Consider the following 25586-nt stretch of genomic DNA (forward strand, 5'->3'; position numbering starts at 1 on the left):
CCTAAAATTGCAGATTGGGGGGCAAAACCGGAGGTGCATCATGCGTATGGCAAAGACCCTGCAGGCCCGCCTGGACAAGGCCAACTGCGACTACGACATCATTCCCCATCCACACTCGGCCACCAGCCTGGAGTCGGCCCGTACGGCCGGCGTGCCCGCCGAGCGGGTCGCCAAGTCGGTGATGCTCGATGACCGTCATGGCAACTACATCATGGCCGTGCTACCGGCCAACCGGCACCTGGACATGACCAAGGTGCGCATGTCCGGGGCTTGGCACCTGACCCGCGAAAGCGGCCTGCCGAGCCTGTTCGGCGACTGCGAACGCGGCGCCGTGCCGGCCCTTGGCGACGCTTACCAGATAAAAATGTTGCTCGATCCGAGTCTTACTCGCCAGGGTGATGTCTACCTTGAGGCGGGTGACCACGATCACTTGATCCACATGAGTATGGAGCAGTACATGAAATTGGTGCCGCACGCCGAAGTGCGCGAGCTGTGCTGATGTTTTCACACCAATGCCAGACGGGCGTCGTGGACGGCCTGCCTGGCGCTCAGGAGGAACCATGGAAGCGCCGATCCATCCCTTTGCCGACCTGTTCAAGCAGTTGGGCTTGCCCGACGATCCCGAGAGTATCGATCAGTTCATCACCAGCCATTCTCCGCTGAAGAACGAGATAAAGCTGGTTGATGCGCCGTTCTGGACCGACTCGCAGCGTGCTTTTCTCAAGGAAAGCATCATTGAAGATTCCGATTGGGCCGTGCCCTTCGATCAACTTAACGAAGCGTTGCGCCGCCCCCGAAAATAAAGCGCCGAGCGGCACCTGACGAGTGATTGGCCGTTGCTATGCTCAGGAAAACAATAAGGGGATAGCGCGATGAAAGATCCCTATGCACCAGGTTTCTGGTGCTCCGTGACGATCCTGGGCACCCTGACGGCCAGTTACTTCTATGGCATCAGGCAGACGCAACAGATGAACCAGGCGGTGCACTTCCTGTATGCGGCTGCCGCTGTCACCGTGGCGGTGGTATTGGTGGCGCTGACCTGGATCGCCTGGCAGCAGTTGCACCTGAACAAGCGCGAAGTGATTCAGGGACGAACGTTGCTCACCATCTGGAACACCAAGGTGGCGCTACGCCGCGTCGAGACGGTATTCGACCGCTACTTCTGGGGCAGCTACTGGCATTCGGGGCGTACGTTCGAAGAGGTCATGGGCGAGCTCAAGGGCACGCCGCTGGAGCAGAGCCTGGATGCGCTGAAGCGCCAGTGCCGTGTACTCGACCGTGAAATCCATGACCACCATCACCATTGGCTGGCCAACGCTCGCGACCTGTCCAGCGTGGCCCAGGCCATGGCCCGGGAACGCTACCAGCTGGACCTGGGCGAGCCCACCTGCAGTGGCAATGGCAATACTGCTGTGCTCAACCGTGACCTGGAGGTGCTGGTGTACACCTGGTCGGCGCGCTTGCGCAGCTTCGACCATCAACTGGACGAGCTGGAGCGCGCCTACCACTAAGGGGCTTCATTCGCCGCGGATGTACTGCTCCAGCTGCTGAATCAGGCTGGCCTGTTCGGTGATGGTTTCCTTGACCAGGTCGCCGATCGACAGCAGGCCGAGCAGCTTGCCGTTGTCGACCACCGGCAGGTGACGCAGGTGACGGTCGGTCATCAGGTTCATGCAGAAATCGAGCTTCTGCTTGGGCTCCACGGTGACCACGGGTGCACTCATGATTTCGCGGACCGGGGTGGCGGCGGAAGAGCGGCCCTTGAGTACCAGTTTGCGCGCATAGTCCCGTTCGCTGACGATACCCACCACCTGGTTGCCCTCGACCACGGGCAACGCACCGACGTTTTTCTCCGCCAGCACTTTCAGGGCGTCGAGCACCGAGTCATCCGGGCCGATGGTGTAAACGGTCTGGTGCTGGGACTTGGTCTTGAGGAGTTGTTCGACGGTCTTCATACGGGCCTCTGCGGGTGAAAAAAGCGCTGTCTCGGAGTAACTAAAGCATCCGGCACGGCGCTCTGCACGGCAATGCAGGAAACGGCATGGAGTCGATTGAAAAACGTCATCAGCCGTCATTGCGCCTACGGGCAACCGGTCGCGGCCACCTCCTGGCTCGCTTCCTTGAGTGCCGCGGCCACAGCAGCGGCATCGTTGGCGGTATACACCCGCCCGCCGGTGTTGCTGGCTGCGCAGTTGGAGCCGGTGCTGGCGCTGATGTTTACCACGTTGATGCGCAGGCGCGGCTGGTTTTTGGCGATCTGTTCCGACACGCTGCACACACTGGTACCGCAACTGTCCCGGCCATCCACGAACATCACGATCACGCCATCCCGGTCACGGCCGTTCATCTTGCTGGCGGCTGCTTGCAGGCTGATACCCAGCCCCGTCCCGCCACGTGCGTTCAGGTCGGCCACCCGCTTGACCAGGTCTTCGCGCTGGCCATGGCCAAAGACCCCGTGGTCCACCGGGCTGCGGCAGCCGTCGAAGGTGACCAGGCGCATGTCCACGGCCTTGTCCAGGTCGCCGATCACCGCGGTCAGCGAGCTTTTCGCCACGTCCATGCGGGTGAGCCGTTGCGGCTGGTTGTTGGCCAGCAGTTCGTCAACGTAAGGAATGCGGGCCAGCAGGCCGATGTACCAAGGGTCATCTTCCTTTTTCACCCTGATGCGCTGGTCCATGGAGCCCGAGGTGTCCAGCACCACCGCAAATTCCGACGCCTGGAAGGCGCCCCCCGGGGTACAGATTGCAGTCTGCGTATAGCCCTGCCAGCGCTGGTACAGCACAGGCCAGCTGCTGTACAGCCAGTAGAGCAGGAGCAGTAACAGGCCAAACAGCAGCCAGGGCCACAGGCGCAGGCGGCGGCGTTCGGTCATCACCACGGTTCGTGTCCGGGTGGGCTTGGGGGTTGGTGCGGGTTTTGGCTTGGCCGGCGCTGGCTGTAGCGGTGCCGGAGGTGGCGACACCACAGGCGGCGCAGCGACAGGTGCCGGCTGCCCCCAGCGAATCACCAAGGGTTCGTCGTTGATGCTGTACAGGTTGGCAAGGTCGGGTCGGCCGATCAGTGTGCGCAACGCTTCGGCTGCGGGCGCCTGGCCGCGCCGTTGCAGCTCATCGGCCAATTGGCTGACGGCTGCCTGGCGCTCTTCATAGCGCTTGAGCAAGGCAGCCTGCTGCTCTCGGCCGAGGGTGGCATACAGATGCGGTTGCCCCTCCAGTTCAGACCACCATTCCAGCACACCGTCGCGGCCCTGCCGGGGTATTGCGTACAGGTGAGCGATGCCCGGCGGAAAGTGCTGGCGGATCAACGCCACCCTGAGTTCAAGCGCGCTGGCAGCATCCTGGCTGGCGTGGGTGTCGCGGTTTACCCTTTGCATGTCTTGTCCTAGTCGCAATCGGCTGTGCTGGAGACTTCCTGGCTGGCAAGCTTGATGGCAGCGGCAACCTGCCCGGCATCGCTGGCGGAATAGATGCTCCCACCCGTACTCTCGGCGACACAGCTGGCCAAATTGCTGTTGCTGATGTCGACCAGATTGACGCGCAACCTCGGCTGCTCGCGGGCAATCCGCTGCGCCACTGCACACACGTCCTGTTCACAGCCGTCGGCACCGTCGATGAACATCAGGATCACCCCATCGCGGTCGCGACCGTTCATTGTTTTGGCCGCCACATCAAGGCTGGCCGCCAGGGCGGTGCCATCATTGGGTACCAGTGCCTGAATACCTTTGATCAATGCCGGGCGCTGGGCCAGGGTGAACACGCCGTGGTCCAGCGGCGCGCGGCAGCCATCGAAGGTCACCACGCGCATATCCACCGCCGGGTGCAGGTCGTTGATCAGGTGGGTCAGGCTGCTCTTGGCCACGTCCATACGCACCGGGGCGCGGGTAAGTTGCGCGACACGCTGCTGATCGATGTTCGGGTCGTCATTGATGTGCTGGAAGAACCATTGTTCGTCTTCAAGGGTGGTGGCGACGTTGAGTAGCATCGAGCCCGAGGTGTCGAGCACCACGGAAAATTCGGGCGGCTGTATGCGGGTGTCTTTCACGCAGGCGAAGGGCGTGGCGGGGCGGTTGCCAAGCCAATGCTGCAGGTAGGGCCAGCCGAACCACAAGGCCAGGGCCAGCAACAGCAGGCCGAGCAGTGGCAACAAGAACCATGGCAGCCATACCCAGCGCCGACGTACCACGGGCGCGGGGCGTGGCGGCAGCGGTGCGGGCGACGGCTTGACCGGGGCAGGTTCGGCCCAGCGCACGACCAGCGGTTGGCCGTTGATGCTGTACAGGTTGTTCAGGTCGGCAGGCCCCATGAGCTTGCGCAGCAGCGCAGCATCATTGGCCTGGCCCAGGCTTTCCAGTTTGCTTACCAGCTGGTGTACGGCTTCCTGGCGCTCGTCGTAGAGGCGCAGCAACGCGGCCTGTTGCTCGGCGCCGAGGTCATGGTATCGGTGCGGTTGGCCTTGCAGTTCCGACCACCATTCGCGCAGGCCATCCTTGCCGTTGCGTGGGGTGGCAAACAGATGAGCGATGCTCGGCGGAAAATGCCTGACGATGATCGCCATGGCCTGTTCGAGCACCCGCAGGTCGTCCTTGGCGGGGCTGGTGTCGCGGGTGACCCGCTGCATGTGGATATCCTGAAAAGATTCGGCAGCCGAAGCTGCCGATGAGGTTTTACTCGTAACCCAGGCTCAGTTGAAGGCGGCTGACCTGTTGTTGAAGGGCCGCGAGCTTCTGCTTGCGGGCTTCGATCTGGGCGTTGCTGGCATTTTGCGAGGGTGCGGCCTGGTTAGCCTTGAGCTGTTGCTCCAGGCCGGCGATCTGCTTTTGCACATCGCTCTTGTTGCCATGGCGCGCCTTGAGCGTGCCCAGTAGGTCGTTCAACGATTTTTCCAGGCTGGCCTGCTGCCGTTGCTGGCTTTGCAGGTCCTGGCGGGTCGAGGCCTGCAGTGCACTCAGTTGTGCGTACACTTCGTTGAACTGGCGGTTCTGCTCCTTGGCGCTGAGCAGCTCCTGTTCGCTGTTGCGTACACCCTCGGCATAACCTCCGCCGTAATCGCAGTTGAGCTTGCCGATCAGGCTGGCGCTGCTGTCGGAGGCATTGCACTGGGAGGCAGTGGTCGCACAACCGGCAAGGCTGGCCAGCAGTGCCAGGCACAGGCAGTTACGTAGAAACATGGCGTGCACTCCTTCAGCCCAGGGTGATTGCCGAACGCTGGCTGTAGAGGCCATCGACCTCCTGCTGCAGCGAGGCGACCTTGGTGTTCATCTTGGTGATCTCGGCTTCGACCTTTTGCACTTCGGCCTGGCTGGCGCCGCCATCACGTTCAAGCTTGGCCACCTGCTGGTATTCGTTAACGCGTTTTTTCATGTTGGTCAGGTCTTTGCGCATCAACCCGATGTTCTGGTCGATGTTGGCGATATCCCGCTGGGCCTTGGCCTTGTCCAGGGTCTTGGCTTTCATGCTCTGCTGGATGCTGGCAATTTGTTGCTTGTCGTCGTTGATGACGCGTTGCAGCGTATCGCTGCGCTGTGCGACCTTGGCGGTTTCACCCTGCACTTCGGTAGTCATCGCGTTCAGGCGCTCGGTGGTATCGGCATATTTCGCCCGGCGCTGATCAAGGTAGTAGTTGGCGCCCATGGCCACACCGCACGCGCCGACACCGGCGATGATCGAGCAGGCTGCCTTATTGCCGGAGTTGGACAGCATGCAGGCAAGAATGCCAGCGCTGGCTGCGATGGCACAGGCCTGGAAGCCCGATGTGGTAAAGAACTTGGCATCGTTGCCGCTGGTCAGGCGCGGGTCGACAGTACCCTGGCTACCGGTCATCGAGCTACCGGTATTGGCACAACCGGTAACGGCCAGGCAAGCAGCCATCAGCAGACCCAACCAAGGGTTGATACGGGTGGATGTAGGGAAGTTCATGGTGGCTCCTGGATGTCCTTGGGTCAGTGTGCGACGGTCTTGCAGCTGTTCAGCCATGCGTTGGCATCAATCTTCTGTGTCTTGAGGAACGACATCTGGTTGGCCCAGTGGGTACGCAGGTAGGGCGACAGGTCCTTGAGGTTCTTGTTGGCTTTGAACGAACCGTCCAGCACCGGCACCTGGGCTTCGAGCAGGTCCTTGCCGTACAGCGAACCCGACTCCACCAGGGAGCTGGCGTAGTAGCGGCTGAGCTTGTGCAGGCGCTCCTGCTGCTCTTCGAGCTTGACCTTGCGCACGCCACAGGTCGGGTCTTCTTCGCCGGCCTTGCAGTTGCTGGCGTAGTTTTTCTGCAAAAAGTCCAGGTACTGGCCGTCGTCGAGCATCTTGGTGCACAGGAAGGCGCCAAGGTTGAGGCTGGCGCGAATCGCCTGGTCTCGGGCTTCCTGCTGCTGCTGGTTGCTGGCGCGCAGTTGGTTCTCGACGGTCTTGAGCTGGTTCTTCAGGGCTTCGTCTTCCACGTTGGAAGCAAGCTCTTCCAGCGCCTTGACGGTGCCTTTCTGCTTGCTTTCGGCAGCCGGTTGATCGCTGCCCAGGTTGCTCCAGCTCTTCTCGATGTTTTTTACCCGGTCGCGCGAGGTGAGGGTCGGGGAAACCATGGCCAGGCGCAGGCCGTTGGTTTTCTTGGCCACTGCACCCTCGGCGTTGTAGTACGGCTCTTCCTGGCGCAGCGAGGTGCGCAGGTCGCTTTCGCTGGTCAGGTAGTTGCCACCGCGCACCACATAGCCACCGGCCTGGCCGTGCTGGCGGTCGAGCTTGTTCAGGCGGAACGGCTCGAACATCATCTCGCTCGCATTGCCGAGCATGTCATGCAGGCCCAGCGGGTTGGGCTTGAGCAGCCCGCTCAGCTGCAACTGGCCGTTGGCGGACTGCGCGCCGGCGAACCACTCGTAGGCATTCAGGCCTTCGGGCATGGGGTAGCGGCCATCGCGGAACTCGGCCGTGCTGACTTGCAAACCGCCACGCGCGGCGAACTCCCACTCCACCTCGGTTGGCAGGCGCAAGAAGCCTTGGGCGCCATCTTCGCGGGGCAGCTTGTCGGCTGCATTGGCACGCAACCAGCGGTTGTACTTGTCGGCAGCCTGCAGGGCGTCCAGCCACGACACCGATACAATCGGCAGGCGCTGCTTGTTGGAGGCGGTCGGGCAGGTTTCGTCCATCAACGCCTTGTACTGCAGCTGGCTCATCTCGTATTTGGCCAGCAGGTAGTAGCGCGACTTCTCACCTTTGGCACTGGTGAAACTGCCGGCAATGAACGCCGGGCGGGTCTGCTCGACATAGCCCCACTCGGCGCTGTCCTGGCCGATGTTGATGGGGTAGTCGTCCAGCGGGCCGGCCACCGGGATCATCACCTTGCGAAACACCATGGCGCCGTCACACGGCATGGGCAGCACCACGTCATCGGCGTCGGCCATGGGGTTGTAGTATTTCTCTTCCCAGGTCGCCGCTGTGGCTTGCAGCGCAAAGCCGAGAGCAAGTGGCGCCAGAAGCAGGCGGCTGTAGGCTTTAGAGTTCACGCAGGCTCTCCGCAGGTTGTATGCGTATGGCACGCAAGGCGCCGATCAGGGCGACCAGGCCGGCGACCAGGAAGGCCAGCAGCAGGGCGACCAGGCCATGCCATACGGTGATGTGACAAATGAAGGCGCCGGTTGCCTGGCTGCTGACCAGCAACCGGTCGAACAGCAGGCTCCCGAGGTAGTAGCTGCCAAGGCCGCCCAGGTAGCCCACCAGGCTCAGCACGAGTGCTTGAAGCACCACATAGGCCGATACCGCGAGGCTGCTGAAGCCCAGCAGGCGCAGCACGGCCAGGTGGCGGCGCTTGCGATCGATGTTGGCCACGAAGGCGCCGACCAGCGAGGCGATGCAGCCGATCAGGGCGGCCCCGGCAATAACGCTGAAAATCAGCCCGAGCACGTGGTTGATTGCCTTGACGTTGTTGATTTCTGCCAGGCGGCTGGCGGTTTCGATGCGCTGTTCGTTAAGCCAGCGCTCCAGCGGTGCCACGCTGTCGATGTCCCGCGCATAGACCCGGGCCCGGGCGTAGCCGACGTTCAGGGCATCAAGGGCCTGGCCACTGCTTGCCCCGAGGCTGGCGACCAGATAACCGTCGCGATAGTGTTCCAGCTCCATCAGCAGCTCGGGGCTGACAAAGGCTGCAGGGCGGGCGAAGCGTACCGAGCTGACGATGGCACGCACCTGCAACGTGCGCTCGCCAAGCTCGTTGACTTCGTTCAGGCGCCGGGCAACGCGCAAACGCAGGGTGTCACCGGCCTTGGCGTCGAGGCGTTCGGCGGCACGTTCGCTGAGAATCACCTGGTCGGGCGCCAGCTCACTCAGGTCTGTTGCCAATAAAGGATCGCCGGCCCGGGTAGGGATGACCTCGACGTTGTCGGCGAAGCGGCCGTGTGCGCCCAGCAGGTCGGCCTGGGTGTTCAGCGAGCGGGTCTGGCCGATGGCGAAGCCCACCTCCGGGCGATCCTGCAACCGTTGCAGCCAGGCTTGGTCGAAGTGGCCACTGCTGAGCATCTTGACCTCAAGGTTGCGGGGGTCGCTGAGCAGTTCCTGTTGCAACTGGCTGACCACCCCGTGCTTGAGGCCGAACAGCAACAACAGGGGGGCAATGACGGCGACCAGTGAGGCCGCCATGCATAAGGAAACATTACGGTCGTGCCAGAGATCGGCCAGGGATAACCGTGCCAGCAATGCCAGGCGTTTATGCCACGGGTTCAAAGCGTGTTTCCCCTTGACCGTTGATGGCACCCAGGCGCGGCAGGCCGAAGCGTTCGACCAGTGCCCAGTCGTGGGACACGATCAAGGCGCTCAGCCCTAGCTCAGCCACCAGCTGCAGCAGCAGTTCGAACAGCCGCTCTGCATTGTGCGGGTCGAGCGCGGCAGTGGGCTCGTCGGCCAACAGCACCCGGGGTTCATGGGCGATGGCACGCACGCAGGCTACCCGCTGACGCTCGCCGATGGACAGCGCCTGGGGCAGTTTGCCCAGCAGCGGTGCCAGGCGCAGTGCCTCGACAGCCTTGTCCACCGCCGTGCTGGCAGGTGGCAGGCCGAGCAGGCGGCGTGGCAGCAGGATGTTGTCGCGCACACTGAGAAAAGGCAGTAGCCCGCCGTTCTGCAGCACAAAGCCAAGCTCGCGCGAACGCAATGCCGCCAACGCTGGCTGCTGGTCGCTGGCCAGCAGGCTGGCCACGTCCTGGCGTTGCGGGCCAAGCCTGTAGTGCGTCAGTTGCTCAGGCTTGAGCAGCAGGCCAATGGCTTCCAGCAGTGTGCTCTTGCCGCAGCCGCTCTCGCCCGTGATGGCACGCACTTCGCCGGGTTGCAGGCACAGGGCGTCCAGCCGTACCCGGTGAGCCTGCGATCCTTCGCCTCGAACGACTAGTAGTCCCTTGATATCGAGCATATGGGGTCAGGGCATCATTTCCAGCGGTACCGGGTAGACGTTGTCGCGGCTGTCACTGCCCGGCGCCAGGGCAACCCAGCGGTCGACATCGGCGTTGTAGCGTTGGTAATGGCGCAGCTTGGTGCTCAGGCTGCGGATGAATTTCTCCTGGGCCAGGCCATCCCAGCCCTTCCAGGTTTCTTCGTCCAGGTTCAGCACTTCGCTCTGGTAGGGCAGGTCTTGCAGGTACTCGCCAAGCACGCCCAGGTCTGCCACGCGAGTGGTCGAGCCTTGCTTCAGCTGGTTCGGGTCGGCACCCATGGTCGCGGCAACCGAGCGCAGGCGGGTGAACATTTCGTCTGGCGAAATCATGCCTTCGTTGGCGGCATCCAGGATCTGCTTGAGTACATCGCTCAGGTCGCTGAGTTGGGCCTTGGTCAGCAGGACGCGCACATCGGTGGTCGGCACGTTCTGTTTGATCAGGTCGCGGTCGCTGATCCAGGCCTGGAACACCGGCGGCGCCTGGGTACCGTTGGCCTTGCCCAGGTAGGCCAGCTGCATGGCGTGGCCGATCAGTGCGGCATCCTCGAGCATTTTCTTCTCGGCAGGGTCGGCCTTGGCATTGTTTGCGCTTCCGATGGCCGCCTCGCCCATGTAGGCCGCCCGCACTTGCTGGGTGATGGCGGCAGCCAGGCCGTCGACCTTGCGGCCAAAGGCCTCCACATCGCCGGCATTGACCGGGTAGTACAGCGAGGTGTTGGTACCCGGGTAATTCGACAGGGTACGGTACTGCGCTTCGGCGGAGCTGTGGTTCTTGGCGCCGCTCGGGGTTTTCAGGTGCAGGGTGTACAGGGCCACGCCAGGGTTGCTGGCTTCGATCTTGACCTGTTCGGCGCCAAGGCCGGTGCTCGACAGCTTGTCACCCCCGTCAATGGCGCCGGCATCGGTGATCAGCACCACATAGCGGGCACCAAACTGGCTCCAGTCGATCTGGTCCACGGCAGACATGACACCGGCGTAGGCATCTTCGTTGAACTCGCTGCTGGACACCTTGGCCTGCTTCAGGTCCGCGACCTTGGCCATGAAATCGGCACCGTCTTTCACCGTGTTGGGGTCGGCGTACATCTTGCTGACGTACTCCAGGCCCGGCACGGCCTTGGTGCTGGAACGGTAGGCAACCAGGCCGAACTTGACCTGCTTGCCGAGGTTTTCCTTCTCGATCTGCCCGTACACGCGCTTGATCGCCTCACGGGTGCGATCGATGTACGGGTCCATCGAAATGGTCGAGTCGATGACGAACACTACGGCCGCACTGAACGCCTTCAACTGCTGGTTGGCAGCGGCCTGGGCAGGTGCAGGCGTTGCGGCTGCGGCACTGTCGGCCTTGCTGACCGACGCCACATTGAGGATGCGCGTGCGGAAGCCTTCCTCGGTCATCACTTCTTCGCCGCTGAGCACGGGCAGCAGGTAGAAGTTTTTCTGCAGGTCGACGAAATATTCGGGCTCTTCGGCCAGCACGCCGGGTGCCTCGGTGCCGTGCTTGAGCTTGGCGCGTAGCGGGGCCACATGGCTGACCGGGTCGGGGGCGTTGAGAATGCCCTCGAGCTGGTTGCGTTCCTTGAAGAACATCAGCCGATCACGGTTGGCGGGGTTGGTAAACGCCAGGGTCAGCTGCATTTTCCATTCGACGGTGCAATCGGCAGGCAGCCAGCCGATGCTCTTGCCCTGGGTGTCAGGGCCGACCCGCAGCCACTCGCGGGCGTCAGCCTGGGCGCGTTCGTACACGTAGAAGCGGCTGAAGGTGGGTTGTGCGGCGCCAGGGGCAGCCCCGGCGTTATCGCTCAGCTTGCAGCCCGGCGTGGTCAACACACGCTGGAACAGGGTTTTCTTGCCATCCTGCAGCAGGGGCTTGTCGGCTGCCTGCAGGGCAGGGCTGAGCGACAAGGCCAGCAGCGCGGCGCCAATGCTACGCATCTTCATGGCTTGAGCTCCTCGTAGCGCTGCTTGGCTTCGGCGTTGTTTTCATCGAAGCTGAGGATGGTCTCGTACCAGGAGGCTGCAGTGGCGGCTTCCGGCGCCTTGAAGCAGTTGCTTGGCTGGTGGTACTTGGGGTCGTATTCGTGGGCGTAGGCCGTGGCGATCTGGATGTCACCGGCATTGGCGCGGTTGGCATACAGGCGCTGGGCCACGTCGCACTGGTCGTTGGCCTTGGCCAAACTGATCACCTCAAGCAGCGCTGCGCTGTCCGGTTTGCTCTGGATGCACGACTGCAGGAACGCCAGTGAGGTCTGGCCTTGCATGCTTTCCAGCGAACAAGGTTTGGCCGCGTCGGCCTGTGCGACGGGCTTGTCTTCAGGCGGCACGGCTGCAGGTGCTTCGCCTGCGGTGCGGTTGAACCACCACCAACCGCCCCCGGCGGCAAGCGCCAGCAGGATCAGGGCCAACAGGGGCAGCAGCCACTTCTGGCCTTGCTTGGCAGGCGCCTTCGGCGGCGGAGCAACAGGTGCCGGCTGGGGGTCTGGCGCGGCTTCGGGCTCGGGTTCTGGCGCCACTGCCGGAGCAGGCTCAGGGGTGGTCACCGCAGGTGGCTCGACAATCACCGTCGCGCTGGGCAAGGGTGCCGGGGGCGGCGATTTCTCCAGCGCTGGCCCAGACTCGACAGACGCGATGATGGCGCTGTTGATACGCACCATGCCAAGGTCGCTGCGCCCGGTCTGCGGGTTGCTGACCTCGATGCGAAAGGTGGCGGTACCGCTGGCTTGCAGCAATGGGTTGATCAGGTTGGGGCCGATCCGCGTTTCGATGGCCGGGGCGCCTGCGACAGCATTCATGCCATCCAGGCGGAACCAGTGAGCCACTTTGGCCCAGTGCCCGCCATCATGAAGAAACTCGTGGGACTGGCTACTTTGCAGAGAGCATTGCAGCCCTTCGCTGGTGCCTTCCCAGCCGGTGATCCGCAACAGGCCTTGGCCTGGTGTGTTCACGTCCAGTGGCAGCACATCAACTCTGATACCCATTGCAATCAACTCGCTTGAAAGGTGTTCAGCAGCACCGCCAACTGGCGTCGCTGCTCGGTGGTGATTTCCGGGTCCGCGCCACTCTTGGCGTTTTCCTGGGTCAGCCAGGCCAGGCTCGACAGCCAGTCGATCTGGAAGCTCTGCTCCTGGTTGGACGGCTCTTTCGGGAGCACTGGCAATTCGCCCTGGGCGAAGGTCTGGTAGGCGCCGAATACGGGTTGGCCCTCACCCAGCAGGGCGGTCGGGCGCTCGCTGACAGGTTTGCCCAGCAGGTCGAACCAGGACAGGAAGTCCCGCATGGCCAGTTGCACGGTCAGGACCTGGCGCTGGACTATCTGGTCACGGCGCACGCCGTTGAAAATCCGGCGCATGACGGCGGCATCCAGTTGTTCGATGAAGGCCGGTCGGCGTACTGCACTGACCAGTTCCTCGACCAGGGCCTCGACCACTTCGCGGCTCATGCGCAGGCTGCTCAGGTGCAGCGGTTGCGTACCCAGCTCGCGCATATGCTTGATCCACGCCTTCAGCGCCGCGCGTACAAAGCGTTGCTCGGCGTTGAGGCGCTTGGCCACAGGCTTGGGGGCAACTGCTGGCGTTGCCGAGGCAGTGTTGCCGAACACGTTGCCGAAGTTGAGTGCCGGGGCCTTGTTGGCCGGGGCCCTGACGGCGGGTTCCGGCTCTTCGCCGGCCTCGCCGTCAATGCCGTCGATGTCGTACACACCGCCCAGGTACAGCTCACGCAGCTGTTCTACAGGTACCTGCAAGGCATGGATCAGTTCGCTGATCGCGTCCGGGTCGGCGCCCAGGTTGTCGAGCAGGTACTGGGTTTTTTCACGTTTCTTGTTCAGCAGTTGCTCGAAGTCTTCCTCGCGCCAGGTGTTCAGGCCGTGGTCCAGCAGGTCGGTGCGGCACTGTTCCAGCTGCTCTTCGATACGCGCCAGCTTGAAGTCCAGGTCATTGATCGACGAGAAGCTGGTGCTGAAACGGCTGATCCCGCCATCGTTCAACGTCATCATGGCATCGAAGGCGGCACCGGTATTGGCTATATGGCGGTTGGCCGCCGGCAGGTCGACAACGTATTGCCGGAGCTGTTTGATATCGTCGACGTAGCGCTCGATCACGCGCAGCTCCTGGTCTTGCTCGTCACGCTCGATGAACGCGGTTTCTTTCAGGCGTGGCTTGCGGACCATGTAGGTATTGTCGAACGGCTTGCCGACGGACCATTCCTTCATCCACTCCTGGCTGCCAAAGCGCTCGATAATGGTGATTTTCATCAGCCGCTCGGCGGCCTTGAACTTGTGCGCGTCATCTTTGCCAAGTTCGAGGTTGGCCCAACCGTCACACATGGTCAGGGCCCAGATCAGGCCTGGCGCGCGCTGGCCCCGCTCTTTCGGGGTTGCGCCCTGGGTATTGTGGATCCAGCGGGTCAACACTGGGCCAACACTGATGACATCGCTCTGCTTCACGCTGCTTGTGCAGATGACCAGAGCATTCATCTCTTGCGCTTCGCTGTAACGCTCGAAAAGATAGGCAACCTTGCCGCGCAGGATCAGGTTCCAGTACGGATGGACTTCGTCAGCGGACTCTTTCAAGGCCGCCTCATCAACCGACAAGTATTTATTGCGAGTGCGGTAGCCGGGGAAGTCGAGAATGTCGACGCCATGGGCGACCGAGGCAGTTGGCTTGGTCCGCAAGCAGAAGTTCACTTCTACCGCCAGTGCCGCCAGCTGCGCTACGGAGATACTGACGCTGGTATGTACCTTGCCGTCTCTGCCCGGCAGAACATTGACTTGCACGTCGTGTCTAGTGCCCAGGCGGCTGAGCAGGTCTACACCCATGATGTTGTAAGGCGTTGCCGTAACGCTGATATTTTCCTGCTTGAACACGCTGATGGGCGCATGTAGCGTTTCGACATGGTCCAGCTTCTGCAGAACACCGGCCAGCAGTAAATACAAGTCGGTGATGGGCGCCTGCCCACCCCACAGTACAGAGAACAATTTCGCGCGCTCGCGCAGCGCAAGGCGCGGCGCGATTTTTACTGCACGTGGCCAGTACTGGTCGTCAAGGACGCGTGTGGACTTTTCATAGTTGCTTTTCAGGTAGTCCCACAGCGCAACCACATCATCGCTGCTAACCCCAGGTTGTACCTGGCCTGCGTCCTGGCCTTCAAATTCACTGAGCGCAGCCTGAATATCTTGCTCTCTGTAGCTGTGGTCCACTCGCTCAAGGTCGAAGTCTTCGAACCACGAGTTGCACAGAATCTTTACGAGTTCGATCTCTCTGAACAGCGTGATTTCGACTGGGTAGTTGACGTCCAGGCATGGCTTGGCGATGTGGCTGAAACGCGTGACCACGCCGGTGGCCTCACCGCCGCCGCCCGGTGGGTTGACATGCCGGATGAAATCCAACACTTGGCCACCAAAGTCACTCTCCAGCTTGCCGTGGTCATCGGAAGCAAGCGCGGAAATAAGGTAGGACTTGCCCGCTTGCGAAAGGCCGAAAAAGCCCACGGTCATCGGGTTGCCGGCACTGCGTTGGAGGTTTTTCGCCTTGTTGCGCGCGCGCCGTAGGCGCAGGCCCAGGCCATCGGCCTCGGCCTCGACACTGGCGGCATTGCCACGCACCTGCTCGATCCATTCCAGCGCCTCGCCGGCGCCTTTGTGAATGGCGCCCCAGGCACCCATCAACTGCTGTTGCTTTGGCGTAAGGTCGCTCATTTTCCTTTGACGTTCCCGCTGTCGAGCCAATAGTCGCTGTCACTCAAGCTCATGGTTGGCATGGTGTTGAGTGAGAGTTCAAGATCCCGGTCGAAGTCGAAGTCGGCATCCTGGATGTTCGATTCCAGCTTCTGGATGACCAGCTTGTCGCTGATCAGCCCCTGGTCGCGTTCTTCCTGTTCGAACTGCTCGACTTCAAGGCGTATGCGCAATACCGGCGCTTCGCCATTCTTGCCAGTCGCCCTGGAGAACGCTGCCTTGCCCGAGGGGGTGAAACGCAGGGTGTAAAGCGGTGAGGCCGACCAGCGCTCGGTGGCCAGTTGGCGGTAACCCAGGTGCAGGTCGCCGCGCATCTCCAGCCAAGGCGTACCACGCTCATCGCCTTCGCCGACGATGGGCAGTTCGATCAGGCCTTTATCAGACTTCAGGTCGTGGTAGAGCACGTCGTGATACTTGATGGTGCCGGCAGCGTCGATCTGGCCAAAGTGCTTGATGACCGAGTAAGGCTTCAGCGCGGCGGTGCGGAAATAGAAGTTCGGCACACTGTGGTTGGAGCACAGCAGGCAGATCATCGCGCCCACCGATGCGGTGCTCTTCGGGTCGTCGATCAGGCCGTTGCGATGGAACGGGTACCAGCCGCCGGTGCGGTAGTTCTGCATCGGCAGAATGCGCCCGGGCGGCAGCGGCAGGCGCTGGCGGATGAACGCCTGAATGCCTGGCAGGCGCGATGGCCGCCCCGTCAGCAGCAGCATGTCGCAAGGGTACTTGGCGACCACTTCGCACAGTTCGGCAAGTGCTCTGGTGACGTTGATCTGGCCGCCGATGAACGCGGCGTGCACCTGTTCGAGGTCGAAGGTGATCGGCGTCTGCAGCAGGTCAAGCGTGCCATCGCGGCCCACTTCGCGGCGCACGGCGGCGTTGACGTACGCCAGCACCTTGTCGCTGACAACGGCTTCACCCAGCGCCTGCTGCCAGGTTTGCTCGACCGCGGCGGGTGGCAGGGCCGGGTCGAACTGCTCGTAGGCCTTCAGCAGTGCGAGGCCCAGCGGCACGAACACTTGCAGGTTCAACTGCTGGCGCAGCAGGCGTTCCTGGACGGTGGCTCCGCCGTTCCCGCACAGGCTCGACATCAGCGCATCCGGTGCCGGCACGCCGGCATTGCGCAGCGCGCTGGCGAAGGAGGGCAGGATGAACTCCTGGATCACATCCAGCAGGATGTCATCGCCCGCAATCTTGAAGCCGTCACGGAAGCGCTGGTTCGGCACGATGTGCGCGTTGGCGCCGGCGCCACCGCCGGTGCCCCGATCCAGGCGGTAATCGGTAATCACCAGGTCCGTGGTGCCGCCGCCGATGTCGATGGTCGCCAGGGTGATCTGTTCATGCTCTAGCTTGTCCGGGCGGGCCAGCGTGGCAAAGAACTCCTCCGGGTGGCCGGCAAAGTTCTCGTTGACCTCGTTGTACAGGTAGACCAGCTGGCCGCAGCTGGCTTCGTCCCACTCCACACGCACGCTGGGGAACGGGGTGCGGGTCGCGACGTCCTTGCCTTTGAACGGGTTGCTCTCGTCCTGGTGCCAGCCCAGGCTCTTCCAGACCAGGCCAATGGCCTCGTACAGGCGGTTGCTGAGCAGGCTGCGCTCGGCCTGGGGCATGCCTGGTGGAACGGTCAGGGTAATGCTGTTGAGCAGGCGCGGCACCCGCGCGTGGCCCTGGCGCGAGCGCTGGGCCGGGCTGTTGATCTGGGTCAGCGCCTGGGTCACCACTTCGGCCAGCATGAAGGTCATCAGGTTGCTGCGCGAATAGCGCGGGTTGAAGACCGGCATGTCGAAGGGCTTGAGGTACAGCGGCTGGCCACGGTCGTTGATCAGGTTGGCGAACGGCGCGGCGACGGCCATTGGCTCCTTGTCGGTCTTGACGTAGGCGGTGTTGAAGCGCCAGCCATGGCCGTAGGCCTTTTCATCCCACAGGTAGCGTTTGGGGCTGGAGAGGCCGGTCGAGCCTTCGGTGCCGCGGTTGCGGCTGGCCAGGCGGCTGGCTTCACCGCCAACACGGGCGATGGTCGGCCACTGGAAGGCATTGTGGCGGCCGCTCTTGATCGACAGGTGGTCTTTGCCGAAGGCGGCGTGGGTGAACTCGACCCGGCTCTCGAAAGCCTGGTTGTAGACTTTTTCCGGCTCGCTCAGGTCGCGCAGTGCCAGTACATAGTTGTGGCGCATGCCCGAGCCCGCCTGGCCATGGTCCTCGATGAGGATGCCGCAGGTGCGCGAGTTGCCGACGTCCAGCACCAGGTCCACCGGGATCGGCTTGACGATGCCATTGGCCTCGTTGGCGATCACCTTGATTTCCGGGATCTCGACCTTTGGCTTTTCGTTGCTCTGTTCGGCCGGGACCGGGCGGCGCAACAGGCTCAGCAGGTTCAGATAGTGGCCAAGGTGGCGGTTGCCCTGCAGGTCACGATCCAGGCGTTCGCGCGTCCACTCGGCACGCGCCTCGGTGTACACCTCCACCAGCCAGTCGCGGATCCATGTGTGCGTCAGGAACCAGCCATATTCGCGGGCACTGCACGCCAGCTTGAACGCCACGCCGGAGCGTACGTCGTCTTCGTTGGGCGCCAGGTACGGTGCGCCGGTAACCACTGGCATGGTGCGGCTGTCGAAGCCGAGGGTGAGGCGGTGGGTGTTGCCGTCGACATCGGGCTCCGCGAGCTTGACCAGGCGCATGCGCGCCCAGTTGTTCGGGCCTTCGTCAAAGCGATAAGGCGGCGTGAAACGCAGGACCGGGATCGGCAACCAGACCCCGTCCAGCAGCTTCAGGCTGTCTTCCATGGGCAGGCGGAAGTGGCTCTCTTCGCTGGTGTCGAACTCCACCTGCACCACTTTGTCTGGCTCGGGCTCGTAGAAGTCCTTGTACTCCTTGGACCACAGCAGGCGTGTCGGCACCATGCCGTTGTTGAGCTGGACGAATTTGCCGGTCTGCTCGCCATCCGGGCCGAGACGCAGGGCGAAATCCATGAATTGAATTCCGGTATCGCTGACCAGCGTGACCGTTTCTTCGAACTGGGTGATTTCGGGCAACATCTTCTGCGTTTCTCGTGTGATTAGCCGGCTTTTTTCATTTGAATGTCGAAGCCTTTGGCACCGTAGTTGGCGTTGCAATCGGCAGCGCCGTTGGCGTTGGCTTTGCAACCCACTTGCGGCAAGTCATAGCTGCTGCCATCGGCGCAGGCGGCCTGGCCGGAACTGTTGATCGACAACAGGCCGCCTTGCATGGCTGCGGCAACTGGCGCATGGCACTGCACGTTGTCCGGGCGGGTGACCGTGGCCTGGCCCTTGCCGTTCTGGAAGTCGTACTTCAGGCGCAGGGGTTTGCCAGTGCCAGCTTCTTGAATGCCTGCACCCGCCCAGTTGCCGTTGAGGAAGTCCGCGTTGCCGTCGGCCGCATCTGGCGGAATGCTCAAGTCATCAGGTTGCGGCGGCTGAGCGCTGGTTTGCGCTTGCTCATCGGCCAGCTGTGGTGGCGCAGGGGGCGTGTTCCCTGGCGTTGATGCTTCGGGCCCGCCTGGCGGTGGCGTGTCGGATGCTTGCTCTGGCGCTGGCGCTGGCGGTTGCTCCGGCGCTGGCGGTGTTTCTGGCTTGCCCTGTGCAGGGGTGTCGGCATTGTCCGACGGCGCTTGGCTATCGCCTTGTGGCGCGGCACCGCCTGCATCGGCTGAGCCGCCCGGCAGGCTCGCCGGGTTGCCATTACTCACCGCCACGTCCGGGGCAGCTACACCCGTTGCACCGTTCGCTGCGCCAACAATGCCCGACGATTGTGTAGGCACTTGGGCTTGGTAGTTGTTTGATGCAGAGGTATCGCGGCCAAAGTCCGGGATGCCTGGCCCGGAAAGGTTTACCCCAGGGATGCAGCCGCGCAGCCCGAACAACAGCAGGAGCAGCAGCGCCAGCAGCAACAGCAAGGGCAGCAGCCAGCGCCAGTTGCGCCACCACGGCAGGCGCGCGACGGCAGCGGCTGGCGCTACCGCTGCTGCTGCTGCTGCTGCTGCTGCCGGCGCAATGGGCGCGGCTGGGGGAACCGGCGGCGTGGCCACGGGTTCGGCGATGGGTGCGGTGCGCGGATACAGGCAGTGCAGGGGCTGTCGGCTGCGCTCGGCACCGGCATGGATGAAGCCCCAGAAGGTCAGTACAGGGCGGCCATCGACCAGGTAGACGAAGTTTTCGTCAGGGAAGGGCACGACACAGGTCAGCAGCTTGCCGAACACCGCGTTATCACCTTCGGCGGCCTTTCTGGCCGTTGCCGAGGGTTGGCCGTTGGCGTCCAGGCCAAGCAAGGTGTTGCTCAGGGCGTTGATCTTGGTTTGCAACACCTCGAGCTGCGCACGTGCTGGCGCGCGTTCTTCCTCGGTGGCGCTGCTCCAGGGGATTACATCGCCTGGGCGGTCGCTGTACCAATCGATGGTGCGGCCCTGCTCATCGCTCTGCGGGATGGCCAGGTGCTCGATCAGCTCCGGGTGCTCCGGGTACTTGCGCCGAATCGCTTCGCGAATCTGCAAAGCAGCGCGATAGACGGGTTGGCCAGTCTCGCCCAATGCGGTGAAGTGCTCACTTCTACCGCTGCGTAGTAATACTCCGCGCATCCTTGTAGACCTACCTAGTCTATTAGCCGAATCCATTCGGTATCCATTAAACAATACCGAAAAACCGAGCAACACTAATGGCAAAGTGCTTTTTTCGTCAATTCATATGGATGGCTTTTTGACGTCAAAGGACGTTTTATCCGGTTACACTCCGCCTGGTCCGATCAACGGCATCGGCAACTCATCATCGACGAATGGAGCACGAAGAGCATGAGCCTTTGGGATGACCTGAAGAAAAAGGCCTACGATGCCAACCCGGAGCTGGCCGCCAAGGCCGCCCAGGCGTTGGAAAAGGCCAAGGACCTGGCGGTGGAGGCCGGGCAGAAAGCCGCGCCCTTGATCAAGGAAGCCAGTGACAAGGCCGCAGGCTACGCGCAAGAGAAAACGCCGTTGCTCAAGGCCCAGGCCCTGAAGGCGATTGACGATGCCAAGCAGCGTCGTGCCCAGCTGCAAGAGCAGGCCAAGCGCGACAAGGCCGCGCGCGCGGAAATGATCCGCACCATGTATGACATCACCCTTACCCCGGAAGACGTCAATTTCGTCGAGGAACCGTTCAACCATTTTGAGCGGCAGTTGATGTTTTTCGTGCGTAACGGCGAGGTGCTGGAAAGCGAAAAGCGCAACCAGACGCACCTGGACGCCTACCACTCGCACCGCACCACCGGTGGCCACATGTGGCAGGGCACGGGTCATACCGGTAGCAGCTCATCGACCATGCAGGTCACTGCGCACAATGTTCAGGAGCACGAGTTCTGGGTGCGCCTGGAGAATGGCACCGAGGCGTGTTTCCAGCTGAACAACAATGGTGTGCGCCTGCGCCCTGGGCAGTATGTGAGCATGGCGTTTGTGCGCAACGCCAATCAGGACATGGGGCAGATGGTGGCGCTGTACAACCATAACGCCGGGCAGAACTTCGTGACCCTCTCGCCGAGGCAGATCAACCAGCAGTTCCAGCTTTACTTGAAAGAGCCCGGCATTTTCAACGCCAACGAAGTGAACGGTACGCGCGACAGGCTGCTGCAGGCGCTGGACAAGCGTCTGGGCGAACTGGCCAGGTACATGGCGTTGCACGGTGACAGGCGTGCCGGCCAGTTGATAGAAGGGCAGGCGGAATAAACGAAAAAGCCCCGGGAGATCTCCCAGGGCTTTTTTGATATGGCGCACTCGGCGGGATTCGAACCCACGACCCCTGCCTTCGGAGGGCAGTACTCTATCCAGCTGAGCTACGAGTGCAACGCGCACGCATGATACCCATCTGTGTCGTTGACGTCCATCGCCTTGATCTGTGGTCTTTTTCCTCTTTTTGCGCAGGCGGCTTTTGCGGGCCACCGGCCTGCGCAAATTTATCTATCCATATGCGATATCAATATTTCCCACACCCTTCTTATGCCCTCTATCCTCTGGTCACAACTTGTTATAACAAGTCATCGATCAGCGAAGAGATCCCATGGCCGAACTGCTCCCCCTGTCCCCGGTACCGCTCTATACCCAGCTCAAGGAACTGCTGCGCGAGCGCATCCTCGACGGCACTTATCCACCGCATAGCCGCATGCCCTCGGAAAGCGAACTGGGCAAGGCCTTCGACGTCAGCCGCATCACCGTGCGCCAGGCGCTGGGCGACCTGCAGAAGGAAGGGCTGATCTTCAAGATCCACGGCAAAGGCACGTTCGTCGCCAAGCCCAAGGCGTTCCAGAACGTCAGTACCTTGCAGGGCCTGGGCGAGTCGATGACGCAGATGGGCTACGAAGTGATCAACCGCCTGCGCAGCTTCCGCCATGTGCCAGCCAACGCATTGGTGGCCGCCCGGCTACAGGTCGAGGAGGGTAGCCTGGTCACCGAGATCCGCCGGGTGCGCCTGATCAACCGCGAGCCGGTTTCGCTGGAGCTGACCTGGCTGCCCAAGGCTGTCGGCGAAAAACTGGAGAAGGCCGACCTGGTCACCCGCGATATCTTCCTGCTGCTGGAAAACGACTGCGCCATCGCCCTTGGCCACGCCGACCTGGCCATCGATGCGGTACTGGCCGACAGCGACCTGACCCAGGCGCTGGATGTTGAAGAAGGCTCGCCGATCATGCGCATCGAGCGCCTGACCCATGCTGCCGACGGCACGCCGCTGGACTTCGAACACCTTTACTACCGCGGCGATGCCTTCCAGTACCGCCTGCGCATTGATCGCCAGAAAGGGGGCAAGGCATGAGCATCCAGACCCAGGACTACGACATCATCATCATCGGTGGCGGCACGGCCGGGCCGATGGCGGCGATCAAGGCCAAGGAGCAGGACAAAAGCCTGCGCGTGCTGCTGCTGGACAAGGCCAACGTCAAGCGCAGCGGTGCCATCAGTATGGGCATGGACGGCTTGAACAACGCCATCATCCCCGGCCACGCCACCCCCGAGCAGTACACCAAGGAAATCACCGTGGCCAATGACGGCATCGTCAACCAGGCCACCGTGCATGCCTACGCAACCCACAGCTTTGAAACCATCGAGCAACTCGACCGCTGGGGCGTGAAGTTCGAGAAGGACGAAACCGGCGACTACGCGGTGAAGAAAGTTCACCACATGGGCGCCTACGTGCTGCCCATGCCCGAAGGCCACGACATCAAGAAGGTGTTGTACCGCCAGCTCAAGCGTGCCCGGGTAGAGATCAGCAACCGCATGGTCTGCACCCGTGTGCTGCTTGATGGCGAAGGCGCCGCGGCGGGTGTGCTGGGCTTCGATTGCCGCAGCGGCGAGTTTCGGGTGGTGCGGGCCAAGGCGGTAATCCTTGCCTGCGGCGCCGCCGGGCGCCTGGGCCTGCCGTCGTCAGGCTATTTGATGGGCACCTACGAGAACCCGACCAACGCCGGTGACGGCTACGCCATGGCCTACCATGCAGGCGCCGAGCTGGCCAACCTCGAGTGCTTCCAGATCAACCCGCTGATCAAGGACTACAACGGCCCGGCCTGTGCCTACGTCACCGGCCCGCTGGGTGGATACACCGCCAACAGCAAGGGCGAGCGCTTCATCGAGTGCGACTACTGGAGCGGCCAGATGATGTGGGAGTTCCACCAGGAGCTCGAAGGCGGCAATGGCCCGGTGTTCCTCAAACTGGACCACCTGGCCGAAGAGACCATCCAGAACATCGAAGAGATCCTGCACAGCAACGAGCGCCCCAGCCGTGGCCAGTTTCACGCCGGGCGTGGCACCGACTACCGCCAGCACATGGTCGAGATGCATATCTCCGAGATCGGTTTCTGCTCCGGGCATTCGGCGTCGGGGGTGTGGGTCAATGAAAAGGCCGAGACCAGCGTCAAAGGGCTTTATGCCGCTGGCGACATGGCTGCGGTCCCGCACAACTACATGCTCGGCGCCTTTACCTATGGCTGGTTTGCCGGTGTGAACGCCGCGCATTACGTGGCCGGGCGCGAACTCGCCGAGGTCGATGCCGAGCAAGTCGAGCGCGAGCGCGCGCGGGTGTTTGCCCCGCTGCAGCGTGAGCATGGCCTGCCGCCAGCCCAGGTCGAGTACAAGCTCAGGCGCATGGTCAACGACTACCTGCAGCCGCCGAAGGTGACCAAGAAGATGCAAATCGGCCTGGCGCGCTTTGCCGAGATCGAGCGTGATCTGGAGCAGATGAAGGCCAGCAACCCTCATGAACTGATGCGTGCGATGGAAGTGTCGGTGATTCGCGATTGCGCCGAGATGGCGGCGCGGGCCTCGTTGTTCCGCGAGGAAAGCCGCTGGGGCCTGTACCACCACCGGGTGGACTTCCCTGAGCGCAACGATAGCGAGTGGTTTTGCCATTGCCACCTGAAAAAGGGCGAGAACGGTGAAATGACCAGTTTCAGGAAGGCCGTCGAACCCTACCTGATCGCCCTGGATGCCGATGAACAGACCGCCTATGACCGGTTGCGAGTGAAGGCTGATGCAGCCTGAATGGGGCTGCTTTGCAGCCCAATCGCCGGCAAGCCAGCTCCCACAGGTACTGCATCGGCGGTGAGTCTGCACCCTCCTGTGGGAGCTGGCTTGCCGGCGATGAGGCCATCAGCCTCTGCAAAAAACAGAACGAGGGCCATAGGCCCCAAGGACTCCGTGAAATGGCCTACCAGCCGCAAGAAATCTTCTTCCGCAGCAGCGCCCCGGTCACCATCGACGAAGACAAATGCATCGCCGAAAAAGGCTGCACCGTGTGTGTCGAGGTTTGCCCCATGGACCTGCTGGCGATCAACCCGGCCACGCAGAAGGCCTACATGGCTTTCGACGAATGCTGGTACTGCATGCCCTGCGAGAAGGACTGCCCCACCGGTGCGGTGAAGGTCGACATCCCGTACCTGCTGCGCTGATTCATCCTGCCATCCGGCGAACCACCGGACGCCCTCCTGCTGTGCCCCTCGTTTCCCACCACCCAAGCCGGGCGGCGGAGACGACGCCAACTCTTATAACGATTCGAGGGGAAACACCCATGCGCCTTGTTGCAACCGTGGCCGGCCTCGCGCTGGCGCTCACTGGCCTGAACGCCAGCGCCGAAACCATACGCATCGCCATCGGCACCCAGGACACCACCATCAACTGCGCCACCGGTGGCCTGTTGATACGTGAGCTGGGCCTGCTGGACAAGTACCTGCCGCACGACGGCAAGTACAAGGACGCCACCTACCAGGTCGAGTGGAAGAACTTCACCAGCGGTGCGCCGCTGACCAACGAAATGGTCGCCGGCAAACTCGACTTCGGCGCCATGGCCGACTTCCCAGGGTCGTTCAACGGCGTTGCGCACCTGGATGCTGGCAAGCGCAGCCTGTTCATCAGTGTGCTGTCGGGCAGCGTGCATGGCAGCGGCAACGGCATCGTCGTGCCCGCCGCCTCCAGCGTGCAGTCGCTGGCGGAGCTCAAGGGCAAGACCATTTCCGTGCCGTTCGCCTCCACTGCCCACGGCATGCTGTTGCGCGCCGTCGCCGCTCAGGGCTGGGACCCGCAGAAGGATGTGCGGATCATCGCCCAGGCGCCGGAAATCGCCGGCTCCGCCCTGCGCAGCAACCGCATCGAAGCCCACGCCGACTTCGTGCCGTTCGCCGAGCTGTTCCCCAACCGCGGCTTCGCCCGCAAGATCTACGATGGCGCCCAGGCCAACGCACCGACCTTCCATGGTGCCTTGGTCGATGCCGACTACGCGAAGAAGTACCCGGAAGTGGTCACCGCCTATCTGCGCGCCAGCCCTGAAGCCAACCGCCTTATCGCTGCGCAGCCTGAGAAGTACAGCGAGTTGATCGAGAAGGTCACGGGGATCGAAGCCGAGGTCAATTACCTGTTCCACGGCCCTCTCGGCCTGCAGACCCGTGACCTGACCTGGAAGCCTGAATACCGCCAGGCAGTGGCTACATCCATCGATACGCTCAAGCTGCTGAAAAAGACCGACCGTGGCCTGGACACCGACAAGTTCATCGACGACCAGTACATCCGTGCCGCCTTCAAACAGGCTGGCCTGGACTACGACAAGGCGCTGAAAGACTACGACCCGCTGCCACTCAAGGCCAATGACGCGCTGACCGGCAAACCGATCACCGACTTCAGCCGCCTGGCGCAGATCTGGGTGCGCGGTGAAGACAAGGTCCGCCACTACGCTTCGCCGGAGGCCGCCCTTGGTGCCTTGGCCCAGCTGGAGCAGGAGGGCAAGGACATCCGCGCCATCTACGCCCAGGCCGCCGACAGCGGCATCAAGTTGCTGGCAAACCAGGCCTGGTTCGTGCGCAACGGTAAAGGCGAACTGGCGGCGTTCCTGCTCAAGGACCAGGCCGAGCTGTATGCCAAGGCCCATGGTGGCGAGGCGCTGGACTTCGTCAGCGCCAACCAGAAGCTGGTCGCCCAGCGCTGACCGGGAGG

21 protein-coding genes and 1 tRNA gene are annotated in these 25586 nt (G+C 62.6%); 8 read left to right on the top strand and 14 right to left on the bottom strand.

Features of this window, described 5'->3' with window-relative positions:
* Positions 1-40: 40 nt before the first annotated feature.
* The 3 genes from ACN6NG_RS00730 (at position 41) to ACN6NG_RS00740 (ending at position 1511) form a co-directional block, all read left to right on the top strand.
* Positions 41-499: an aminoacyl-tRNA deacylase gene (locus tag ACN6NG_RS00730; RefSeq protein WP_019473110.1), complete on the top strand. Its 459-nt coding sequence runs from the start codon at positions 41-43 to the stop codon at positions 497-499.
* A gap of 61 nt (positions 500-560) precedes the next feature.
* Positions 561-803, top strand: coding sequence for a DUF2789 domain-containing protein (locus ACN6NG_RS00735; protein WP_019473111.1), 243 nt, complete (start codon positions 561-563; stop codon positions 801-803).
* A 69-nt stretch (positions 804-872) separates the two neighbouring features.
* Complete coding sequence (locus ACN6NG_RS00740; protein ID WP_019473112.1) at positions 873-1511, top strand: hypothetical protein; 639 nt, start codon at positions 873-875, stop codon at positions 1509-1511.
* A 6-nt stretch (positions 1512-1517) separates the two neighbouring features.
* Here the strand turns inward: ACN6NG_RS00740 and ACN6NG_RS00745 are convergent, their stop codons facing one another.
* The 13 genes from ACN6NG_RS00745 to ACN6NG_RS00805 form a co-directional block, all read right to left on the bottom strand.
* On the bottom strand, positions 1518-1955 hold the full coding sequence (locus ACN6NG_RS00745; RefSeq protein WP_063423178.1) for a CBS domain-containing protein: 438 nt from the start codon (positions 1953-1955) through the stop codon (positions 1518-1520).
* A 125-nt stretch (positions 1956-2080) separates the two neighbouring features.
* Positions 2081-3373 (bottom strand): vWA domain-containing protein, encoded by a 1293-nt coding sequence (locus ACN6NG_RS00750; RefSeq protein WP_063423179.1) that lies wholly within the window; start codon positions 3371-3373, stop codon positions 2081-2083.
* Between the two features lie 8 nt (positions 3374-3381).
* Positions 3382-4617 carry a VWA domain-containing protein gene (locus ACN6NG_RS00755; RefSeq protein ID WP_063423180.1) on the bottom strand — a complete coding sequence of 412 codons (1236 nt, stop codon included), beginning with the start codon at positions 4615-4617 and terminating at the stop codon, positions 3382-3384.
* A gap of 46 nt (positions 4618-4663) precedes the next feature.
* Positions 4664-5167, bottom strand: a complete 504-nt coding sequence (locus ACN6NG_RS00760) for a hypothetical protein (protein ID WP_016497500.1) — start codon at positions 5165-5167, stop codon at positions 4664-4666.
* Between the two features lie 13 nt (positions 5168-5180).
* On the bottom strand, positions 5181-5915 hold the full coding sequence (locus ACN6NG_RS00765) for a hypothetical protein (RefSeq protein ID WP_063423181.1): 735 nt from the start codon (positions 5913-5915) through the stop codon (positions 5181-5183).
* 23 nt (positions 5916-5938) lie between these two features.
* Complete coding sequence (locus ACN6NG_RS00770; protein WP_063423182.1) at positions 5939-7489, bottom strand: formylglycine-generating enzyme family protein; 1551 nt, start codon at positions 7487-7489, stop codon at positions 5939-5941.
* A complete protein-coding gene (locus ACN6NG_RS00775) occupies positions 7479-8702 on the bottom strand; it encodes an ABC transporter permease (protein ID WP_063423183.1) in 1224 nt (407 codons plus the stop codon). The genes ACN6NG_RS00770 and ACN6NG_RS00775 overlap by 11 nt, the downstream gene beginning before the upstream one ends.
* The gene (locus ACN6NG_RS00780; RefSeq protein ID WP_063423184.1) at positions 8686-9384 is read right to left on the bottom strand and encodes an ABC transporter ATP-binding protein; all 699 of its coding nucleotides are present in this window, start codon (positions 9382-9384) and stop codon (positions 8686-8688) included. Before ACN6NG_RS00780 ends, ACN6NG_RS00775 begins: the two co-directional genes overlap by 17 nt.
* Positions 9385-9390: 6 nt before the next feature.
* Positions 9391-11343 (bottom strand): vWA domain-containing protein, encoded by a 1953-nt coding sequence (locus tag ACN6NG_RS00785; RefSeq protein ID WP_059395017.1) that lies wholly within the window; start codon positions 11341-11343, stop codon positions 9391-9393.
* Positions 11340-12380, bottom strand: coding sequence for a hypothetical protein (locus ACN6NG_RS00790; protein ID WP_474312751.1), 1041 nt, complete (start codon positions 12378-12380; stop codon positions 11340-11342). Before ACN6NG_RS00790 ends, ACN6NG_RS00785 begins: the two co-directional genes overlap by 4 nt.
* A 5-nt stretch (positions 12381-12385) precedes the next feature.
* Complete coding sequence (locus ACN6NG_RS00795; protein ID WP_353455906.1) at positions 12386-15097, bottom strand: virulence factor SrfC family protein; 2712 nt, start codon at positions 15095-15097, stop codon at positions 12386-12388.
* Positions 15094-18171, bottom strand: coding sequence for a virulence factor SrfB (locus tag ACN6NG_RS00800; protein WP_474312752.1), 3078 nt, complete (start codon positions 18169-18171; stop codon positions 15094-15096). The genes ACN6NG_RS00795 and ACN6NG_RS00800 overlap by 4 nt, the downstream gene beginning before the upstream one ends.
* A 20-nt stretch (positions 18172-18191) precedes the next feature.
* A complete protein-coding gene (locus ACN6NG_RS00805) occupies positions 18192-19727 on the bottom strand; it encodes an SrfA family protein (RefSeq protein WP_474312753.1) in 1536 nt (511 codons plus the stop codon).
* 210 nt (positions 19728-19937) lie between these two features.
* Between ACN6NG_RS00805 and ACN6NG_RS00810 the strand changes: the two genes are divergently transcribed.
* The gene (locus ACN6NG_RS00810) at positions 19938-20843 is read left to right on the top strand and encodes a cell envelope integrity TolA family protein (protein WP_063423190.1); all 906 of its coding nucleotides are present in this window, start codon (positions 19938-19940) and stop codon (positions 20841-20843) included.
* Between the two features lie 40 nt (positions 20844-20883).
* Here the strand turns inward: ACN6NG_RS00810 and ACN6NG_RS00815 are convergent.
* Positions 20884-20960: transfer RNA gene (locus ACN6NG_RS00815), tRNA-Arg, on the bottom strand.
* A gap of 214 nt (positions 20961-21174) precedes the next feature.
* Between ACN6NG_RS00815 and ACN6NG_RS00820 the strand changes: the two genes are divergently transcribed.
* The 4 genes from ACN6NG_RS00820 to ACN6NG_RS00835 all read left to right on the top strand — a co-directional run bounded on the left by ACN6NG_RS00820 (position 21175) and on the right by ACN6NG_RS00835 (position 25578).
* Positions 21175-21924, top strand: coding sequence for a GntR family transcriptional regulator (locus tag ACN6NG_RS00820; protein WP_016497511.1), 750 nt, complete (start codon positions 21175-21177; stop codon positions 21922-21924).
* Positions 21921-23645, top strand: coding sequence for a fumarate reductase/succinate dehydrogenase flavoprotein subunit (locus ACN6NG_RS00825; RefSeq protein ID WP_474312755.1), 1725 nt, complete (start codon positions 21921-21923; stop codon positions 23643-23645). The genes ACN6NG_RS00820 and ACN6NG_RS00825 overlap by 4 nt, the downstream gene beginning before the upstream one ends.
* 161 nt (positions 23646-23806) lie before the next feature.
* The gene (locus tag ACN6NG_RS00830; RefSeq protein ID WP_008096634.1) at positions 23807-24052 is read left to right on the top strand and encodes a 4Fe-4S dicluster domain-containing protein; all 246 of its coding nucleotides are present in this window, start codon (positions 23807-23809) and stop codon (positions 24050-24052) included.
* Between the two features lie 119 nt (positions 24053-24171).
* A complete protein-coding gene (locus ACN6NG_RS00835; RefSeq protein ID WP_474312757.1) occupies positions 24172-25578 on the top strand; it encodes an ABC transporter substrate-binding protein in 1407 nt (468 codons plus the stop codon).
* The last annotated feature ends 8 nt before the right edge of the window (positions 25579-25586 follow it).

The sequence above is a fragment of the Pseudomonas sp. TSO6 genome (assembly GCF_056098905.1).